Source organism: Aliivibrio fischeri ATCC 7744 = JCM 18803 = DSM 507 (genome assembly GCF_023983475.1).
GTDB classification, from domain to species: domain Bacteria; phylum Pseudomonadota; class Gammaproteobacteria; order Enterobacterales; family Vibrionaceae; genus Aliivibrio; species Aliivibrio fischeri.
This window is the reverse complement of the sequence record NZ_CP092712.1, coordinates 170,017-189,015: the sequence shown is the minus strand read 5'-3', so window position 1 is coordinate 189,015 and position 18,999 is coordinate 170,017. Positions and strand designations below refer to the sequence as shown.

The 18,999-nt window shown below is 38.8% G+C and carries 18 protein-coding genes; 11 read left to right on the top strand and 7 right to left on the bottom strand.

Annotated features, from left to right (window positions below; translation table 11 throughout):
* Window positions 1-27: 27 nt before the first annotated feature.
* From AVFI_RS00820 to AVFI_RS00810, 3 genes are all read right to left on the bottom strand, one after another.
* On the bottom strand, window positions 28-468 hold the full coding sequence (locus tag AVFI_RS00820; protein WP_188863303.1) for an arsenate reductase/protein-tyrosine-phosphatase family protein: 441 nt from the start codon (window positions 466-468) through the stop codon (window positions 28-30).
* Window positions 469-821: 353 nt separating this feature from the next.
* Window positions 822-1,172, bottom strand: a complete 351-nt coding sequence (locus AVFI_RS00815; protein ID WP_011261019.1) for a four helix bundle protein — start codon at window positions 1,170-1,172, stop codon at window positions 822-824.
* Between the two features lie 227 nt (window positions 1,173-1,399).
* The gene (locus AVFI_RS00810; protein ID WP_456356049.1) at window positions 1,400-2,545 is read right to left on the bottom strand and encodes a polysaccharide export protein; all 1,146 of its coding nucleotides are present in this window, start codon (window positions 2,543-2,545) and stop codon (window positions 1,400-1,402) included.
* A gap of 479 nt (window positions 2,546-3,024) precedes the next feature.
* Between AVFI_RS00810 and AVFI_RS00805 the strand changes: the two genes are divergently transcribed.
* The 4 genes from AVFI_RS00805 (at window position 3,025) to AVFI_RS00790 (ending at window position 7,099) form a co-directional block, all read left to right on the top strand.
* Complete coding sequence (locus AVFI_RS00805; protein WP_054775432.1) at window positions 3,025-3,273, top strand: hypothetical protein; 249 nt, start codon at window positions 3,025-3,027, stop codon at window positions 3,271-3,273.
* Between the two features lie 123 nt (window positions 3,274-3,396).
* Window positions 3,397-4,071, top strand: a complete 675-nt coding sequence (locus AVFI_RS00800; protein WP_188863304.1) for a YjbF family lipoprotein — start codon at window positions 3,397-3,399, stop codon at window positions 4,069-4,071.
* Window positions 4,072-4,111: 40 nt separating this feature from the next.
* Window positions 4,112-4,873, top strand: coding sequence for a capsule biosynthesis GfcC D2 domain-containing protein (locus tag AVFI_RS00795; protein WP_188863305.1), 762 nt, complete (start codon window positions 4,112-4,114; stop codon window positions 4,871-4,873).
* Between the two features lie 3 nt (window positions 4,874-4,876).
* Window positions 4,877-7,099 carry a YjbH domain-containing protein gene (locus tag AVFI_RS00790; RefSeq protein ID WP_054775431.1) on the top strand — a complete coding sequence of 741 codons (2,223 nt, stop codon included), beginning with the start codon at window positions 4,877-4,879 and terminating at the stop codon, window positions 7,097-7,099.
* A gap of 177 nt (window positions 7,100-7,276) precedes the next feature.
* Here the strand turns inward: AVFI_RS00790 and AVFI_RS00785 are convergent, their stop codons facing one another.
* The 3 genes from AVFI_RS00785 to AVFI_RS00775 form a co-directional block, all read right to left on the bottom strand.
* Entirely contained in the window at window positions 7,277-7,921 is a 645-nt protein-coding gene (locus AVFI_RS00785; RefSeq protein WP_005417082.1) for a TetR/AcrR family transcriptional regulator, read from the bottom strand.
* A gap of 182 nt (window positions 7,922-8,103) precedes the next feature.
* Window positions 8,104-8,445: a four helix bundle protein gene (locus tag AVFI_RS00780; protein WP_054775430.1), complete on the bottom strand. Its 342-nt coding sequence runs from the start codon at window positions 8,443-8,445 to the stop codon at window positions 8,104-8,106.
* Between the two features lie 77 nt (window positions 8,446-8,522).
* On the bottom strand, window positions 8,523-9,983 hold the full coding sequence (locus tag AVFI_RS00775) for an MBL fold metallo-hydrolase RNA specificity domain-containing protein (protein WP_069581370.1): 1,461 nt from the start codon (window positions 9,981-9,983) through the stop codon (window positions 8,523-8,525).
* Between the two features lie 801 nt (window positions 9,984-10,784).
* Between AVFI_RS00775 and rfaD the strand changes: the two genes are divergently transcribed.
* The 6 genes from rfaD to waaA all read left to right on the top strand — a co-directional run bounded on the left by rfaD (window position 10,785) and on the right by waaA (window position 16,848).
* Window positions 10,785-11,726: an ADP-glyceromanno-heptose 6-epimerase gene (gene rfaD / locus AVFI_RS00770; RefSeq protein WP_005417078.1), complete on the top strand. Its 942-nt coding sequence runs from the start codon at window positions 10,785-10,787 to the stop codon at window positions 11,724-11,726.
* 162 nt (window positions 11,727-11,888) lie between these two features.
* Window positions 11,889-12,608, top strand: coding sequence for a glycosyltransferase family 25 protein (locus tag AVFI_RS00765; protein WP_054775429.1), 720 nt, complete (start codon window positions 11,889-11,891; stop codon window positions 12,606-12,608).
* Window positions 12,608-13,633, top strand: coding sequence for a lipopolysaccharide heptosyltransferase II (gene waaF, locus AVFI_RS00760; RefSeq protein WP_069581373.1), 1,026 nt, complete (start codon window positions 12,608-12,610; stop codon window positions 13,631-13,633). The genes AVFI_RS00765 and waaF overlap by 1 nt, the downstream gene beginning before the upstream one ends.
* Window positions 13,630-14,913, top strand: coding sequence for an O-antigen ligase family protein (locus tag AVFI_RS00755; RefSeq protein WP_069581414.1), 1,284 nt, complete (start codon window positions 13,630-13,632; stop codon window positions 14,911-14,913). The genes waaF and AVFI_RS00755 overlap by 4 nt, the downstream gene beginning before the upstream one ends.
* Window positions 14,906-15,595, top strand: a complete 690-nt coding sequence (locus AVFI_RS00750; protein ID WP_069581374.1) for a glycosyltransferase family 32 protein — start codon at window positions 14,906-14,908, stop codon at window positions 15,593-15,595. The genes AVFI_RS00755 and AVFI_RS00750 overlap by 8 nt, the downstream gene beginning before the upstream one ends.
* A complete protein-coding gene (gene waaA, locus AVFI_RS00745) occupies window positions 15,595-16,848 on the top strand; it encodes a lipid IV(A) 3-deoxy-D-manno-octulosonic acid transferase (RefSeq protein WP_188863306.1) in 1,254 nt (417 codons plus the stop codon). Before AVFI_RS00750 ends, waaA begins: the two co-directional genes overlap by 1 nt.
* Before the next feature lie 34 nt (window positions 16,849-16,882).
* On the opposite strand, the gene AVFI_RS00740 is transcribed toward waaA, so the two are convergent.
* Window positions 16,883-17,572, bottom strand: coding sequence for a 3-deoxy-D-manno-octulosonic acid kinase (locus tag AVFI_RS00740; protein WP_054775425.1), 690 nt, complete (start codon window positions 17,570-17,572; stop codon window positions 16,883-16,885).
* Between the two features lie 357 nt (window positions 17,573-17,929).
* On the opposite strand from AVFI_RS00740, the gene AVFI_RS00735 reads away from it, so the two are divergent.
* Window positions 17,930-18,985, top strand: coding sequence for a glycosyltransferase family 9 protein (locus AVFI_RS00735; protein WP_188863307.1), 1,056 nt, complete (start codon window positions 17,930-17,932; stop codon window positions 18,983-18,985).
* The last annotated feature ends 14 nt before the right edge of the window (window positions 18,986-18,999 follow it).

Genomic DNA, 18,999 nt, shown 5'->3' with positions numbered 1-18,999 from the left:
CTCGTTCCTAGTTCCTCAAAACCACATCTATAACTTGTTCGCCCACTCTTGAGCTGCTTTTTCTATTAATCCATAGGCATGGTCAAAGGCTTCACGGCTTTGGCGGTATGGATCTGGAATATCTTGTTGGCCTATCCATTGACCAAATAACATGGTTTTACTTCGTGCTTCTGGCGCTAAATTGGTCACGGCTTCTTTATGGCCAGATTCCATCACAAGAATTAAGTCATATTCTCGACAAACGTCACTGGTTAGTTGTCGTGCCTGGTGTGACTCAAGGCTAATGCCATGTTCTGCCGCCACTTCGGTAGCCATGGCATCCGCCGCTTTACCAGTTAAGCGACTTTTTTCAACCGCAACACCAGCAGAATCTACTGTTTTGTTAGGAAGAAGTTGTTTTAAGATATGCTCGCCTGTTGGAGAACGGCAAATATTGCCGACACAGACAACTAAGATTTTATTGAACATGAATTGATAGTTTCGAGGGACTAGGTTTTAGGGGCGAGTAAGTGCTTAAAATGCCTTACATCTGATTTAGACCTATCCGTCTTGATTTGAATTTTGAAATTAGAAATGAGGGATTAGATTTTAAGGACTAGACAGAGCAAAAGCGTAGAAGCAATTTGCGCTATAGAGAGTCAATCTATCCGTCTTGTTTAAATATTAATCTTAAAGGATAGACTTTAGAGGCGAGTAAGTGCTGAAGTGCAATTTACGTGATAGTAGCCAATCTATCCGTTTTGATTAGAGTCGAGGGACTAGGTTTAAGGGGCGAGTAAGAGCTTAAAATGCTTATACTCGTCCCTTTAAGCTAGCATTTACTAGCCCCTAGTTCTCTGTAAGTATCTAATGTAGCCAGCAATCATTTTATTGATTTCTTCTAATTCAATAATCAGATTACTGACTTCATCTTTTTTTAAATAGCCAATTTCTGTTGCGAGTAAAACTTGAGTTAATAACTCTGCGCACGAGCCTTTTGCATAGAAAAGAAAGCGAATATTATCTTTATTTGAGCCTCTTTCTGATCCTTCTGCGATATTCGATGGTACAGAAACTGATGAGCGACAGATTTGGTCTTTAAAGCCAAGATCTTTACAAGATCTCATTGATTTACAAATATAAACCGATACTTTAAAACTTCTCTTCCATACATCCAGTTCTTTAAATCGCATATCTAATCATCCGTGATTATTGTGCTTTTTTGTTTCTTATTATTTTATTGTTAATTAAGGTCTATTTTTGAAGCCTTAATTATTTAAATCTATTTTGCTTTTCCTAGATCCTAGTGAGCTTTTTTATCTTTGCTTTTGCCCTTACTAGTCCCTGCTTTTACTAGTCTCTGCTTTTCTTTTGCTCTTACTAGCCCCTAGTCCCTGCTCTTCCTAGTCCCTTTAACCATTTAAGGCCAGTTCTTCACTCGTAACGCCCCTTCTGTCAACTCATTAAAGCCTGTAATGGTTGGCATAAGTTGCATGATCAAACGGTTCCAACGAGTAATTGGCGCTGCAGTAACATAAACGATATCGTAAGGTTTTAAATCAAACTCAGTACCAATGATAAGTGCAGAAGCATCTTTAATATTTAACTGATAAATATCCGCCATGCTTTCTTGTTTTTTATCTGGGCTTGATGAACGAATAACAAAAACCCCTGTAGCATCAGCTGATAATTCATTAATGCCACCTACACTGCTTAACGCTTCGGTTAGGCTCATGCCTGAACGATCCATTTTAAGTAGTTTCGGGTCTTTCACTTCACCCATCACAAATACTTTTTGAGTGTCATTACGAGGAACATGAATAATATCGCCAGATTGCAATAAACGGTTTTGGGTTAAATCACCACGCTGCATTAGTGCATAAAGAGATAAAGTTTCTTCTTTGCCGTTACGAGTTAATGTCACGTTTCGCCAATCCGCATCTTCACCTAATCCACCCGAGCGGTTAACCGCATCTAGCAAAGTTAATGGAATATTGGTAATGGCTTGTTGACCTGGTTTATCTACTTCACCGGTTACGTAAGCTTTTTTAGAACGAAACGCCGCTACGTTAACGTCCACTTGTGGGCTTTCAATAAACTTTCTTAATTTTTGAGCAATTTCCGTTCTGATTTCACGAACGGTTTTGCCTTCCACTTCTACCGTACCGATGTAAGGGTAAAAGATGGTGCCATCAGCATGAACCCAGTTACCTGATTCACTTGAACTACGGTATGAGCCAGCAGGGATAGTTAACTCAGGATGATCCCAAATGGTGACGTTTAAAATATCGCCAGGGCCAACACGGTATTCGTAACTTGCTACTTGCTCTTCAAGTTCTAAATTTGCTTGAGCTGATGCTTGCTTAACTTGGTAATCCGCTACTTTTTGTGGCGTTAGCTCATACACATTAATGTCTGAAGAGTAAGCATTTTGATTATCTTCACTCTGTTCTTCTTCCACTTTGTTTTTATCTGATGTCGAGATGTGCGAACCAGGGAAAACAGTACAACCACTCAACATAACCAAAAGTAGAGCAGAAGCCAAAGAACGATGTGTTTTACTCATAAACATAATTTCAACTTAAGATGACAAAATTCAAGCATGCTACCGCCCAGAGGTTGTTAAGCACTTTCCCACTCTGCGCAATATTATTTGTTAATGGAAAACCATAAAAATTGAACGATTAACCATTTATTGGCAATGATATTAATAGAGGAGCGAAACACTGATGAATGAGTCATTAAACCCATAACAAAAACACCAATCTGTTCACTAATTTCTTTATTGAATTAATATTCATTTATTGTGGCGGCATTATACACACTCGATAACCATACGCTACAAAAAAATGCAATAGATAATTCTATCAATAGCAACAAAAGATGCTTCATTTGTGAGATTTATTAAATTTATGATCATTCATTAATCATCTACAGAATGATTTTTATGTTTACCATATGGAACTTCATATGATACCGTGCACGATGTTTGCTCAATAAGTGAGTAAATATTCACCAATATATGTAAAAATTGTAAGGTAACTTATGAAAAAGACTGCTATTGCTCTTATGTTAGCGATGACGGCTGGATCTGCATTTGCTGCTGCTGAAGCAACAACAACAGCTGCAGCTTCAACTTCTGGCTCTGCTGCTGGTACTGCTGGCGCTTCTGCTGCTGCAGCTGGTGCTGCTACAACTACGGCTATCGCTGTAGGTGTTGCTGCTGCTGTTGCAGTTGTAGCTGTTGCTGATTCAGGCTCAGACGCAACAACAACATCTGTAACTACTAATTAATTTTAGTTTCAGATACAGGGGACGAGGGATGAGGAACTAGATTCTAGGCTCTCACTTTCGTCCCTTTTTACTTATGCCTTTCCCTCTAAACAAACCTAACTATTTATAAATAAAGAGTTTATTGTGTTTAAATCCCTTGTTACTTTTCTCTCTATCTTTCTGCTTTCTGCCTGTACTCAAAAATTTAATGACGTAAACGCAACGTTAGATGAAGCGTTTTTTGGTGCCGATGACGTGGTTTTATCAAAGCAGAAGATTATCGAATTGCCTTATGCCAGCAGCTTTGTTCGCATTAATGGTGGCGCTAACCTGTTTATGGTGTTGGCGTTTGCAGAGAAGAACCCTGAGACTGGGGCGATGCAATTAAAATGGCTTTCTTCAGATAAAGCGATGATAGTGACTGAGGGGGGACGCATTGTTAAAACATTGGGGTTGGCTGAAGCGAACCTATCCAATATCACTCCCATTTCTTCTTCCTCTTTGCCTTCTCTAGCGTCTATTTCAAAAAATCAAACCACTTGGTCTGCACACTATGATTGGATGTTAAATGATCATTATTTATTTAACTATAAAGCAAATATCACCCCGGTATTAAGAGGAAAATCCACTATAGAAACAACAGTTTGGAATAAAGATGTAACAGAAGTTGTTGAGGTAATATCTATCCCTTCTCTTGATTATTCTTTTACAAACCAATACTGGTTAGATGAGCAATTTAATGTAGTAAAAACCCACCAATATTTAGGTCCTGATATTGGTGATATTGAAATGACGATACTGAAGCCTTTTGCTTTGTAAGCTCGTTAAATCCAATTAATTAGTATTTAAAGGAACCGTCATGCATTTTCTTTCTTCATTCGTTTTTTCTTTGCTTTTATCTACATCAACAGTCACTTATGCTAGCTCGACACAAGCGGTATCGGTCACATTACCTAATCAAAATTTGGTGCTAAATTACTCGCAACCAGTAAGACTTGATCAAGTCATTTTAGATGCAAATGCTCAAGTGAATTTTCATTCTCTTGGGGCAGTGCTAAGTGATAAACAGTTACAAAAAGATATCGATAATCTTCGAAATAACTCAATTGAGCAGCTATCTTCACTTTCTCGAGAGACATCACTTTTTTCTGCAAACAATGAATTTAAGCGTTCTGCGACGCAGATCATTTCACAGTTAGAGCATCACACTTTTGTGGGCCGTATTTTTTCACCACTTGATCTCGATTTAATCCGAATTAATGAAAAACTGAACCCTATACTTAATGCTGATTATCAGCTTTTTGTGCACCCTCGCCCTACCTCTGTTTCTTTTTTTGGTGCGATTGATTCAGAAAGCAGCATTTCAGTCCCTTTTATTGAACACGCAAGCATTGATGACTATTTAGACTCACTCCCTCTTTCTTCTACTGCTGATACTTCTACGATTTATGTCATTCAGCCTGATGGTGTGGTTCAAACCACTGAGTTTTCAGTATGGCAAAACAAACCCGCTTATTTAGCTCCGGGGGCATCGGTGTATATTCCTCTTGGCGGATTACCAAGTGGTTTTTCATCTTTAAACACTTCAATTGTTCAACTGCTTCGTAATAAGGCGCTGTAATTTATGATGACTCCAAAGTTTTCTTTATCTCTTATTGCGGGGGTTATTGCTTCTGCTTTGCCTTATTCAACCTTTGCTGCAGATCAGTTTGTTGTAAACAAAGTCAGTAACACCGTTTTTGACCCAGTAGTTTTAACCCCATCTCAAACAGATTTTGGTGGTGTTGGTCTAATGCAAATGCCTTCTGGCCGTATGGCTCCTGAGGGGGAATTTAATATTGGTGCAAGCATTAATAATGAATACCACCACTACAACGTTTCTTTGCAAGTCATGCCGTGGTTAGAAACCACTATCCGCTACACCTTGGTTCAAGATTTACTTTATAGCAGCGATGAAAGTTTTAGTGGCAGAACAAAATACACGGATAAAGGCATCGATTTTAAAATTCGTTTACTTGAAGAGAGTAAGTGGTTACCAGAGACCTCTGTTGGGGTTCGTGATTTTGGTGGTACTGGGCTGTTTGATGGCGAGTTCGTGGCGGCAACCAAACGCTTTGGTAATCTTGATGTTACCCTTGGTATGGGTTGGGGCTACTTAGGACAAAGTGGCAATATTACTAACCCTTTTTGCAAAGCTTCGGACAAATTCTGCTCTCGCCAAAGTGATTACAAAGGCAAAGGCGGCAGTGTTGATTTTGAACGTTGGTTTAAAGGCCCTGCAGCCATTTATGGTGGTATCGAGTACCAAACGCCTTATCAGCCACTTCGTTTTAAAGTGGAATACGACAGTAACGATTATAGCCAAGACTTCCCTGTCACTCGTGGCAAAGTGGACATGACACAACACACCCCTTGGAACTTTGGTGTGTTATATGGCCTAGGAGATTGGGGCGATATTAAAGTCAGTTATCAACGTGGTGATACCTTAACCCTTGGTGTGAACCTAACTACTAATTTTAATGATATGAAAGCGATTTGGCGTGATGAACCTATTACGGCTTATGACGAATCAAGCAATCAATCAATTGATGACGTGGATTGGCAACGAGTTAACCAACAACTGAATGGCAACGCCGGTTATGAAGATAACCGAATTTATGCCGACGATGATTCTATCACTCTTGTTGCGACCCAAACGAAATATCGTGATAGCGATGAGGCGCATGATCGTGCTTCACGTATTTTTGCAAATCATGTACCTGAGACGATTTCTACGTACCGAATTATTGAAACCAATCAGTCTATGCCTGTTTCTGAAACGCTGATTGATGCGGCTCAATATAAAAAGGTGGCTAATAATGAATATTTTGATGCCAAGGTAGCTGATGCAAGTCAAACTGATGAAGTGACTTATTCGCCATCAGAACATTCGCTTAAAAGTGATAATTTAGAGCGCTGGGATTACTCTGTTTCTCCTACTTTATCTCAATCTATTGGTAGTGCTGAAAGCTTTTATCTTTATGCGGTTGGTATTAATACCGCAGGTTCGGTGTGGTTAACTGACAAGGTTCAGGCTTCGGGCAGTTTGTATTTTAATCTGTTTGATAACTACGATAAGTTTAATTACATCACACCTCCTGATGGTACGTCGGTTCCTCGTGTTCGTACTATGTTCCGTGCTTATGTTCATGAAAACCCAGTTCGTATGAATAATCTGCAATTAACCTGGTTTGAAGAATATGGCGCTGGCTTTTATAGCCAAATGTACGCTGGTTATCTAGAAAGTATGTTTGGCGGTATTGGCTCAGAAGTGATGTACCGCCCATTAAACTCGAATTGGGCATTTGGTGTTGATGCGACGTATATTAAACAGCGTACACCTGGTGATTGGTTTGGGTTCTACGAACAAGATCATCAAGAAGGCGGTGATTATGGACGTGACTATACTGTGGTTTCTAGTGGAGTGACTGGGTTTGCGACCGCTTATTATGCCCCTCAATGGTCTTTCTTGAAGAACACCTTACTTAAAGTGGGTGTTGGTCAGTTCTTAGCTGGCGATAAAGGAACTCGCATTGATTTCTCGAAACAATTCGATTCAGGTGTGATTGCTGGTGCTTACGCAAGCTTTACGGATTTATCTGCTGAAGAGTTTGGTGAAGGCAGCTACACCAAAGGATTCTATCTCTCGATTCCTTTCGACATTATGACGGTGAAACCAAGTAAGAACCGTGCAAACTTTAACTGGCAACCTCTGACTCGCGATGGCGGTCAAATGTTGAATAAGCAGCATGAGTTGTATGAGTTGACGGATGAGCGTTCGCCGTGGTTTACGAGAAAAGGACTTTGAGGGGGTGAGGGATAAGGGACTAGGGACGAGTAAGAGCAGGAAGAGCAGAAAAAGTACAGAGGTGGTAACTTTAAGTATATAGGTTACAGTTAATACCTCTGAACCCTGCAAGGGAGCTTGCGACCGATCTGAATCCTAAGCTCTTAATCTTTTACTCGTCCCTCGGAACGAATCGCTCTATAACCTGCCCTTATAATGCTCTTCTAACTCTAATATCTGCTTTCTGCCCTGCTCTGTTGCCATTGGTCTTACAACATTCAGCATCTGTAACATGCCTTGATAGATCACCGCTTCGGTAATTTCATTATCTGACAATAAAGCGGTTTGATAATTTATCCAACATGATGCAACTAAGTGCAGAGTTTTCGTTAATGCTTGCAGTTCATCATCTTCAAGATCAATTAACCCAGAATCACGAAAACTGTGCATTATCGCAATTAAGTTTTCATTTAACGCTTGCTGAGCTTTGGTGTATTTCAGCTTTAATGCATCATCACGACTTAAAATATCAGGTAAGTTGGCGTAGAAAAAACGGTAGTTCCACATCAATTCAAAGATTGAATCTAAATAACTCAGCATAACCTGAACGCTTGGCATGTTTGATTGTTGATCTTCTGCCATTGGTTGGAATCGAGTTTTCAGCTCTTTTGCGTAATTATCAAAGATGCCGCTGATGATCTCTTCTTTATTACGGAAGTGGTAATACAGATTACCCGGGCTTATCTCAAGATGCGCTGCAATATGGTTGGTTGTTACGCTGCGCTCACCGTTTTCATTAAAGAGGGTTAAGGCACCGTGAATGATTCTATCTTTTGTTTTCATGGAAGCGTGCGCCTTATGCTAATAGTTTGACTTGAGTAATGTCGAGGTTGAAGTATATCGGAAATGTTAATGGGGATGAAGAGTTCAGATCGCTTCACTTGCAGAATTCAGAGGTTTCAGGTTTCAGGTTTCAGGTTTCAGGAAGATCAAAAACCAAAGTAGTGCAGCATACAACATTTATTTTATTTGCTTTTCAGTTTTGCTAGTTTGGATAGAATTGCTAGGATCTCTCTTGCCTCCTGAATGAGTAACAATCCTTCCTCTTTTCTAATATAGCCAATTTCAATACCGATAAAAATCTGAGTAATCAATTCTGCCGCAGAGCCTTGAGAATAATTTAAAAATCGAGCTTTTTCTTTACCACTTTCGCGTTCTTCTCCTTCTGCTATATTGGAAGGTATCGATAATCCTGACCGAGTAATCTGGTCTCTAAAGCCGTAATCTTTAATATCTGAAGTTAACTCATAAATACTACACGATAAACGACAAGCTCTTTTCCAAACAGCTAAACTTTCACATTTCATCCTTATCTCCTGCAAGCGAAGCGACCTGAATCCTGAAACCTAAGTAAGCGCAGCGATCTGAACTCTATTCCATCTAGCTAGCGCAGCGTATAGTTTCTAGTCTCTAAAACCCTCTCAAACTCCCTACGCACATCATCCTCCCCATGCACAACAACCACCTCCTTCCTCCCCTCCTCAATCCCCTCGACAAACTTAATTAAATCAGATTGATCGGCGTGGGCTGAATATCCAGACATGGTGTGGATTTGCGCATTAACATCAATCGGTTGGTTATCTATCCATACTTGATGTTCTTGGTTTTGAAGATCTCGTCCTAACGTTCCATGAGCTTGATAACCTGCAAGAATAATATCGGTTCGTTTGTCAGGTAATAATGCTTCAAGGTAATTCATGACTCGGCCTCCGGCACACATGCCACTTGCGGCGACAATAATGCATGGCTCTGCGGTGCTTTTAAGTCGATTGACTATTTTCATGTGCTCTTTGTGACTTTCGATAACGATGCATTGTTCAAAATTAAGTGGATGACGATGATTGTTTAACTTAGTTGTGGCTTCTTTACTCCATAATTTTTTAAAGCGTCTATATTGTTTGGTGACTTTATTGGCTAATGGTGAATCAAGAATAATGGGGATTTTTGAGTCTATTTTTTTATGATGAATTAGGTGCTCTATATCAAACAGTAGCTCTTGAGTTCTGCCCACTGAAAATGCAGGAATAATAATGGCTCCACCATCTTCTAATGAACGCTCGATAATCTGTTGTAAGCGAGTGGCTCTGGTTTCTACGCTGTCATGAATTTTATTGCCGTAAGTGCTTTCTATGACTAATAGATCGGCTCGTTTCGGTGGCGTTGGGTCAGGCAATAGTGGCGTTTTTGATGGCCCTAAATCACCTGAAAATACGATAATTTCATTGTTGGGAAGTTTAATTTCAACATAAGCAGAACCGAGGATATGGCCTGCGGGTTGGAAACGGAGGTAAAGGGACGAGGGACAAGAACGCTTCGCTTCGAGGAGCGAGGAAGAGCGGGAAGAGCGAGAGCTAGGTAATTTATCTGTAGAGGTGAGCGGAATACGGTGCCATTGGTTGTATGGGATGGGTTTTATCTGTTTTCTTATTAATGCTAATACTCTTTCTCTTTGGCCTTTATTTAATCCTAGTTGCAGTTTTAATCCATCATCTAACATGAGCGGTACGAGCTCTGCTGTTGCTGGTGTACAGTAAATGGGTTGCTTGAAACCTTTTGCTAATAACCAAGGCAGTCGCCCAATGTGGTCTATGTGAGTATGGGTAAGAATTAGTGCTTTGAGGTGTGAAATAGGAAATTCAATATCGAGCTTTCTCTCGTTTCCATTTTTATCTTTGGCGTCTCTCCCCTGAAACAAACCGCAATCTATTAAGATACCGTGGTTGTTACCGTTGTGATTAATACTGAGTTCATGGCATGAGCCTGTGACGCCGAGTTTTCCACCATGGTGTTTGAGGTTTATTTCCAGGTTGGTGGTTTGGGTTGAGTTTTTTAAGGGTGTAGGCATGAGAGCTCCTTTTAGAATTCAGGGTTCAGATCGGTCGCAGGCTCCCTTGCAGGATTCAGGGGTGATCGTTGTTATTACAGCGTCAAAGACTGTTCTCCCCCTTTTACCACTGTATGTATGAGAGTAATAAAATCAATACAAGGGGGAGTTAGAGGGGGTTGTAACCTTTATTTCTAAATATCCCATAACCAGTAGCAGAAAAAGAAAAAATTCAATTAAAGAGGTAAAGCTATTGCGAGTATATTCAAAGTTATTCATTCACAACCCCTCCTAACCTCCCCTTCTATTAACATCACGAATCCCAATGATTAATCACTCAAGAATTTAAGGTTCAGACCGGTCGCAAGCTCCCTTGCAGGGTTCAGGGGTGATCGTTGTTATTTCAGCGTTCACAATACTGTTCCTCCCCTTGTTCACAAATGTGACTTGGTAGAAACTGCCGATAATAAGGGGAGGCTAGGAGGGGTTGTAAATAATGAAGTTTAGTTTATCTGAATAACCTAAAGACAGCACAACCAACCCCCTCTAACTCCCCCTTATATTCACTATATCGATCTCATAATTATTGCGATAAAGGGGGAGAACCATTCTTTGTCACTGTGATTTCAGCGATCACCTCTGAAATCTGCAAGCGAAGCGCTCTGAATTCTGTTCTTTCGCTCTCCTGAAACCTGAAACCTCGCTTTTCGCTCTTCCTCAAGCTAAGTGTTATCAACTCTCGTCCCTGCTTTTCAAGCGTAGCGCCACCTCTTCTTCTTTGCTACAATTCAATCAATTACATTATTTTTCGGTGGTATCAAAATGATCATTGTAACTGGCGGCGCTGGCATGATTGGCAGCAACATTGTTAAGTCTTTAAATGACAAAGGTTTTAACGACATTTTAGTGGTTGATAACCTAAAAGATGGTAAAAAATTCAAGAACCTAGTGGATCTTGATATCACTGATTACATGGATAAAGAAGACTTCATTACGCAAATTATGGCGGGTGATGACTTTGGTCCTATCGAAGCTATTTTCCATGAAGGTGCTTGCTCTGCTACGACTGAGTGGGATGGCAAATACATTATGATGAACAACTATGAGTACTCTAAAGAGTTGCTTCATTTCTGTATTGAGCGTGAAATTCCATTCCTTTATGCATCATCAGCAGCTACTTACGGTGAAACAGATACGTTTATCGAAGAGCGTGAATACGAAGGTGCTCTAAACGTTTACGGTTATTCTAAACAGCAGTTTGATAACTACGTTCGTCGCCTATGGGCTGATGCTGAAGAGCACAACGAAACGCTATCTCAAATTACGGGTTTCCGTTACTTCAATGTGTATGGCCCTCGTGAACAACATAAAGGTTCTATGGCTTCGGTTGCTTTCCATTTAAATAACCAAATGAATGCGGGCGACAACCCTAAACTGTTTGAAGGTAGTGACGAGTTTAAACGTGATTTCGTTTACGTTGGTGATGTGGCTGCGGTTAACCTTTGGTTCTTAGAAAATGGCGTATCTGGTATCTATAACTGTGGTACTGGCCGTGCTGAACCATTCCGCGCAGTTGCTGAAGCAGTAATTAAACACCACGGTAAAGGTGAAGTGGAAACTATCCCGTTCCCTGAGCACCTAAAAGGCGCATACCAAGAGTTTACTCAAGCTGATCTAACTAAGCTTCGTGCTGCTGGTTGTGATGTTGAGTTTAAGTCAGTAGCTGATGGTGTTGCTGAATATATGGCGATGATTAATAAGTAGATTTAAGTGACGAGTGACGAGTGACGAGTGACGAGGACGCTTCGCTCGAGAAACGAGTAAGAGCAAGAGCTATTTCATATTGATTATGCACACCATACTTGCTCTTCTAGTTTCTAGTTTCTTAAAAATCATCCAATTTAATTTTTCTGGTATATGGGATATATGAAAGTATTTGTTGTCAGTTTAAAACGTTCGGTTGATCGCCGTGAGCGCATTCAAAAGCATTTAGACGCTCTTGATATCTCTTTTGAGTTTTTTGATGCGATTGACGGATCAATTGAAAACTTTCAATATTCTGATCATGCTCGCCCTGTTACCACAAAAAAACGTAAAGGCTACTCACTTAAAACCAGTGAAATCGCCTGTTTCGCAAGCCACTATGCGATGTGGCAAAAATGCGTTTCCTTAAATGAATCTATCGTCATTATGGAAGACAATGTTGACCCTATCGCAAACGCCAAACAGATAATTGAATTAAGTTTTGAGCATATCCAAACTTATGATTACATCAAATTATCAGCAACTCATAAGTCTCCATTCCATCGTATTCTAGATTTAACTCCTGAGTTTCAACTTGGCGGTTATAAGAAAAAAACCTGCGGTACAACAGCGTATATTATTAGCTCTAAAGCAGCCCAACGCTTTATTGATAATGCTCAAGCGTTTTTAGAACCTGTCGATGACTATATGGAAAAGCCTTGGCGACATCAGGTACAAACTTATAGTGTCTCACCTGACCTATTTACGCGTGCCGATATTACTTCCACGATAGGTTCAACACGTAAAGACAAAAGTGGTATTTCTCTATTCAATAAAATATATATTGAACTGTTTCGTACCTATGAATCCCTAATGAAAAGTTTGCATTGGAAAAATAAGTAATGAAAATCCTGATCATTGGCCCATCATGGGTAGGTGATATGGTGATGTCTCAATCACTGTATATCACATTAAAACAACAGCATCCTGAAGCGATTATCGATGTGATGGCTCCGGCTTGGTGTAAACCCATTCTTGAAAGAATGCCTGAGGTTAATCAAGCGATTGAAATGCCTCTTGGTCATGGTGATTTCAATTTATTAGGTCGTCGCGCTCTTGGTAAAGAGTTAAAAAATAATAACTATACACACGCTTACATTTGCCCGAATTCTGCAAAATCAGCACTTATTCCTTGGTTTGCAGGGATCCCGGTTCGTACGGGTTGGAAAGGTGAAATGCGTTATGGGCTATTAAACGATTTACGTCCAAATAAAAAAGCATTCCAATACATGGTTGAGCGCTATGTGGCATTAGCTCATCCTAAATCTGAAATGATTGATTCAAGCTCACTAGGTGGGTTAGAGAATTTACCTCGCCCAGCTCTATCAATTGATGCGGAAGTTCAAAAAAATACTCTAGAGAAGTTTTCTTTATCTCTTGATAAACCGGTTCTTGGTTTGTGCCCGGGCGCTGAATTTGGTCCTGCAAAACAGTGGCCTGTTGAACATTATGCCGCCGTAGCTAACGAAATGATTAACCGTGGCCATCAAGTATGGTTATTTGGCTCAGCCAAAGATAAAGAAACAACTGAAAGTATTAAAGCTTTAGTGGATACAGATAACCAAGCAGCGGTATTTAACTTAGCTGGCGATACAAGCTTAATTGAAGCGGTTGATCTACTTGCTGCTTGTAAAACCGTTGTAAGTAACGATTCTGGTTTAATGCACGTTGCTGCTGCGGTAGGTTGTCATGTGGTTGGTGTTTATGGTTCTACATCACCAAAATACACGCCACCGTTAGCGGAAAAAGTCGATATTGTAAGCACTGATATTGAGTGTCGTCCTTGTTTTAAGCGTGAATGTCCTCTAGGTCATTTGAAGTGCTTGAAAGAATTAGAGGCATCATCTGTTATAGCATGTATAAAATGAGTAATATAAAAAGTAAAATCACCCATCTAATTGAACATAAAATGTTTGAAACATTTATGTTTATTAATATATTAGGATATGCTTTATTTAAAATATCATATCGACCTCTTGGTGATATTTTTCAGTCATTTATTGTACTTGGTTTTTTACTATTCTTATTCTGCGATTTTAAAAAAGCGATCAAAGACAAAGCATTTATCTGTTTATTTTTATCTATATTATTAACTTGCTTAAGTTGGATAAACTCTACCTTTCAAATACCACATCTGGCAAAAGACAGCCCTAATATAGGTATTTTAGCGGATCTGTTCTTTTTCATTTTTATTGCCTACTGGCTGAAAGGAAACATTAAGAAAGTAAGAACACTCTGGCTTTTCTATGCTATTGGTATCTTTTTAACTGCGTTAATCCATTCAAATGATATTTTAGCTGACATCATGAATGGGATTGCTGGACAACGAATTGATTTCAACTATGTAAATGCAAATCATTTATCAGCCCTAGCAGGTACTATTTTACTTGGTAGTAGTTATTATATTTATGCTCTAAATGGTATTAAGAATAAAATATTAATTACCCTTTTTATTCTCTTACCGTCGCTATTTATTACGATTGTATCGCAAGGTCGTCAAGTGTGGCTTGCTGTTTTAATTGCAAGCATATTAACGCCTATCATTGTTGCCATCATATCTAAAAAAGTAAATATAAAATCCATTTCTATAATATTAGTGGTGGTTATAAGTTCAATTTACCTTGCTAGCCATATTCCTACAATTGAAAAAAGAATACATAAAGAAAGTAATATAGTTCCTCTCATTCTTTCTGGTGATGTTGATAACATCCCATACAGTAGCATGGGGATCAGAATGCACTTTTGGTCAGAATCTATACCTTGGATTAAAAACAACCCATTATTAGGTACTGGCGAAGGCACTAGAAACTTTGTAATAAAAGAATCTAATAATCTGCCCAATAAGATAAAATCCAGATACACACACTTACACAATGGTCATATCGAACTAATTATTTCTTATGGTTTACTTGGTGTTGCGTTATTTCTTTATATTTATACTTTAATTATGTATAGCTCGACATTTTATAAGAAAAACAATGAAGTCTTAATTATAAGTACAATGTTCATTTTATTTTTCGCCATCATTAACTGTTTTGAATCATTCCTTTTCTTCAAAACAGGCGAATATATGATTAATATAATTTTCGGTGGAATATACACTTTTTATTTAACACATAATTTATCGATGAAGGATAACAATGAGTAATAATAAAATCCATGCAATATGGTTAGGTAATAAACTAACCCCTCTTGCTTTAGTTTGTATTGAAGACTGGAAAAAACAGGGTTATGAATACAAAGTATGGACGGAAGAAGACTCATTAATCACTGAGTGGATTGATGGATGTGAGTTTGCAAAAGAGTGCTATAAGCGTGGATTGTACGCTTTTGTTACGGATTATTTACGCCTGAAAATATTACAACATGAAGGTGGATTGTATTTAGATACAGATGTAACTGTGCAAAAAAATCCATTCCCATTGTTTGACGAGTGCCAGTTTGCTGTTGGATATGAATCAGAGTCAATGATTGGAACTGCGTGTATTTATGCGCAAAAAGAATCAAAAATTTTGGCTAATCTTATCGATTTTTACGAGCATAAAATCCTAAGTTCTCCATTGTATATGGGACCGGGAATAATGACTCATGTCTTAATTGACAATAAGATGAAAGATATTGAGAAATCGTTAATTTTCCCAGTTGAATACTTCTATTGCTATCTTGGTAATGGACAAGAGTTTACTACTCCTGATAATTCATACTTAGTGCATTGGTTTCAGCATAGCTGGAAAGATCCAAGAAAAGCGATTTATTTAAAATCTAAACATATGGGATTACTTGGTAAAATATATACTTGGCAAAAATATATTTTCAAAAAGAGAAAATAATGCGCTTTTTGTATAGCTTACTTTTAACCTTTATCTCTCCTTTGCTTCTCTATTCTCTTTATAAGAAAAAAGAAGGAAAGCCTGCTTTTGGTCGTCGATGGAAAGAGCACTTTGGTTGTACCCCATCACTCAATGCAACGCAGGCTCCAATATGGATTCATGCAGTATCGGTTGGTGAAGCCATTGCTGCTGCTCCTATTATTAAAGCATTAAAGAAGCAAAACCCTGAACAACCCATTCTTGTCACGACGACGACAAGTACTGGCGCTGAGCAAATTGAAAAGTTAGGTGATTTGGTTGAACACAGATACATGCCGATTGATTTTTGCTTTGCGGTTCGTGGTTTTTTAAAAGCAACTAAACCTGAAAAGATGCTAATTATGGAAACAGAACTGTGGCCAAATACACTGCATACTGTTGCCAAATTTGGTATTCCTATTTCAGTGTTAAATGCCCGTCTTTCTGAAAAATCCTTTTTAGGCTACAAAAAAGTACAGCCAATATTTAATCTACTTGGTAAACACCTAACTCATGTTTGTTGCCAATATAAAGATGATGCAGATCGTTTCGTTGCTCTTGGTATTCAAGCTGAGAAAGTACATGTGACTGGTTCGGTAAAGTTTGATATCGAAATTACGCAGCAAATACAAGAATCAGGGGTTATTCTTCGTAAGCAACTTGGAGAAGATCGCCCTATCTGGATTGCGACCAGTACACATAAAGGTGAAGATGAGCAAGTTCTAGCGGCCCATCGCTCTTTATTGCATAAGATACCGAATGCGTTATTAATTTTAGTTCCGCGTCACCCCGAGCGCTTTAATTCAGTATTTGAGCTTTGCCAAGGCGCTGATTTTAAAACCGTTAAACGCACCTCAAATCAGATATTAACACCAGATTGTCAAATATATCTTGGTGATACGATGGGAGAAATGCTTACGCTCATTGGTGCTTCTGATATCTGCTTTATGGGCGGAAGTTTACTTGGTGATAAAGTGGGTGGTCATAATTTACTTGAGCCTGCTGCACTAGCTAAACCGTCCATTACTGGCCCAAGTTATTATAATTTCTTAGAGATAACTGAAACGCTAATCAAAGAAGACGCAACGAAAGTTATCACTTCTGCTGAAGAGCTGGCGAGCCTATTAAAGCAATTAATGACTCAACCAGAATATGCCGAGAGAATGGGTGAAAATGCGCAAGACTTTATTTCAAAAAACTCTGGTGCAGTAATTAAAACCTTAAATTTACTTTAATACCACACCCAAAAAATCTTAATTTACATATGGGTTAGCTCTCTAAGCTAGCCCATTCTTCTTCACTCCAATGAATATTTCGTTTAGTTACTTCTTTTACAAACGAGCGTTTTAATCTATCCCAGTTTCCTTTCTTCCAATCATCGCCTTTCTGCTGATAACATTTATCGAAATCAATAATCCAAACTTTGTCGTTATCATCAATCAAAATGTTATGAATGTTTAAATCGGTGTGATTGACTTGAGCAGCATGCATTTTTCGGATTTCATTACCAATTTTTTGGTACATTTCTTTTGATAATGGTTTTTCTTGCAAGATAGAAACAAGATCTTGTGCGTTCGGGATCTTTTCACTTAATAAGTCAGCTTGATAACAAAACGTTCGTTTTATGGTTCTTGCTGCTATAGGCTTTGGAACATTAACACCCGATTCTTTTAAACTCTTTAGTAACTGAAATTCCTGGTAACTACGACTCTTTTCCCAACCAGTAAAAATGTAATGATCTTTAATGATTTTTCCAAATAAACCACCACGACGATAATGGCGTAACGCTGCATCCATTTTATCTAAAGCTACAAACCAAGTTGTACCACGACCTTGCGCTGAACCAATCACTTTGTTTTGTTGTTGCCAATAGTCAGGATCACAGCATTGTTCTGGTGAGTCACTAAGAATTGAGTCGTCGTACCAAATGATCTGTTTTTTATTTCTAATTGTTTTCACACAATGACTCCAATATTAATTAGAACTGTACGCTGCGCTAACTAGGTCGCTTCGCTTCTAGAAACTATAAGAGCAAAAGCTAGGTATTCTTATAATTTCTAGTCATTCACTAGCAACCCCTCCCAGCCTCCCCTTATATCAACATTTACAGCCAAGTAGCTATATCGATAAAGGGGAGGAGCTAGAGCTTACGCTCTTCTTAAGCGAAGCGCCCCTTAGCAACTTGTTGTATCTTGCTCTTATAATCTCTAGTTAGCGAAGCGTATAGTCTCTAGTCTCTTTCTCGCTTTATGCCATTTTACATTTATGACCGTTAATAGCATAATTCTAACTCATTCTTATTAGGTTAACATCTCTATGCCTTTATTCACTTCAGCTCCTAATTCTTTGTGTATTTTACGCCTCTCAGCTATTGGTGATGTTTGCAATACCATTGCTGCTGTTCAAATGATTCAAAAGCAATGGCCTGAAACTAAAATAACTTGGATTACAGGTAAACTTGAAGCGCATTTAATTGGCGATCTACCTAATATTAATGTGGTTGTTTTTGATAAAAAACTGGGTTGGAAAGGTTATACCCAATTGTGGAAAACACTTAAAAATGAACGTTTTGATGCGCTTCTTCATATGCAATACGCATTGCGAGCAAGCGTTGCTACATTAGGGATTAAAGCAAAGTACAAATTAGGCTTTGATAAAGAACGCAGTAATGACTTTCAAACCCTATTTACTAACTACAAAGTGCCCTCTCCACAAAAACCACATGTACTTGATGGATTAATCGCTTTTGTAAAAGAGCTTGGTGTGAATACCACGAACCCAACGTGGGATATTCCGACCAGTTCTGAAGATAATGCATGGGCATCTTCTCAGCTTTCTGATGTTAATAACAAGAACCTCGTCATTGTTCCTGCAGCAAGTAAAGCCTATAAAAATTGGAATGCTCAAGGTTATGCTGATGTCATCCATCATGCTCAATCTAAAGGTTGGACGATTACACTTGCAGGCAGTCCGGCTCAAGTTGAAATTGATTTAGCTGAAAACATTGAATCTCTTTTAAATGCACCTGTTAAAAATTTAGTAGGAAAAAGCTCACTTAAAGAGATGTTAGCACTATTAAAGCAAGCCAATTTAGTAATAGCTCCAGATACTGGTCCTGCACACATGGCAAATGCCGTTAATACCCCTATTATTGGTTTGTATGCGCACCATAACCCTGATCGCACATGTCCTTATCAATATCGTGACTATGTCGTTACGGTTTATGATGAAGCGATTAAAGCTGAAACAGGGAAAGATAAATCAGAGTTATCATGGCGAACTCGTGTTCAAGATAAGCAGGCAATGAATCGTATTCGCTCTGAGCAAGTTATTGCCATGTTTGATAAAGCAGTTATCGACTTTTCACTCTAACGTTAATGAGAATC

Coding starts and splice junctions, on each gene's coding strand:
- waaA (WP_188863306.1), top strand. CDS start 15,595: ATGCGCTTTTTGTATAGCTTACTTTTAACCTTTATCTCTCCTTTGCTT.
- AVFI_RS00785 (WP_005417082.1), bottom strand. CDS start 7,921: ATGAAAACAAAAGATAGAATCATTCACGGTGCCTTAACCCTCTTTAAT.
- AVFI_RS00790 (WP_054775431.1), top strand. CDS start 4,877: ATGATGACTCCAAAGTTTTCTTTATCTCTTATTGCGGGGGTTATTGCT.
- AVFI_RS00805 (WP_054775432.1), top strand. CDS start 3,025: ATGAAAAAGACTGCTATTGCTCTTATGTTAGCGATGACGGCTGGATCT.
- AVFI_RS00780 (WP_054775430.1), bottom strand. CDS start 8,445: ATGAAATGTGAAAGTTTAGCTGTTTGGAAAAGAGCTTGTCGTTTATCG.
- AVFI_RS00765 (WP_054775429.1), top strand. CDS start 11,889: ATGAAAGTATTTGTTGTCAGTTTAAAACGTTCGGTTGATCGCCGTGAG.
- waaF (WP_069581373.1), top strand. CDS start 12,608: ATGAAAATCCTGATCATTGGCCCATCATGGGTAGGTGATATGGTGATG.
- AVFI_RS00795 (WP_188863305.1), top strand. CDS start 4,112: ATGCATTTTCTTTCTTCATTCGTTTTTTCTTTGCTTTTATCTACATCA.
- AVFI_RS00775 (WP_069581370.1), bottom strand. CDS start 9,983: ATGCCTACACCCTTAAAAAACTCAACCCAAACCACCAACCTGGAAATA.
- AVFI_RS00810 (WP_456356049.1), bottom strand. CDS start 2,545: ATGAGTAAAACACATCGTTCTTTGGCTTCTGCTCTACTTTTGGTTATG.
- AVFI_RS00750 (WP_069581374.1), top strand. CDS start 14,906: ATGAGTAATAATAAAATCCATGCAATATGGTTAGGTAATAAACTAACC.
- AVFI_RS00815 (WP_011261019.1), bottom strand. CDS start 1,172: ATGCGATTTAAAGAACTGGATGTATGGAAGAGAAGTTTTAAAGTATCG.
- AVFI_RS00735 (WP_188863307.1), top strand. CDS start 17,930: ATGCCTTTATTCACTTCAGCTCCTAATTCTTTGTGTATTTTACGCCTC.
- rfaD (WP_005417078.1), top strand. CDS start 10,785: ATGATCATTGTAACTGGCGGCGCTGGCATGATTGGCAGCAACATTGTT.
- AVFI_RS00820 (WP_188863303.1), bottom strand. CDS start 468: ATGTTCAATAAAATCTTAGTTGTCTGTGTCGGCAATATTTGCCGTTCT.
- AVFI_RS00755 (WP_069581414.1), top strand. CDS start 13,630: ATGAGTAATATAAAAAGTAAAATCACCCATCTAATTGAACATAAAATG.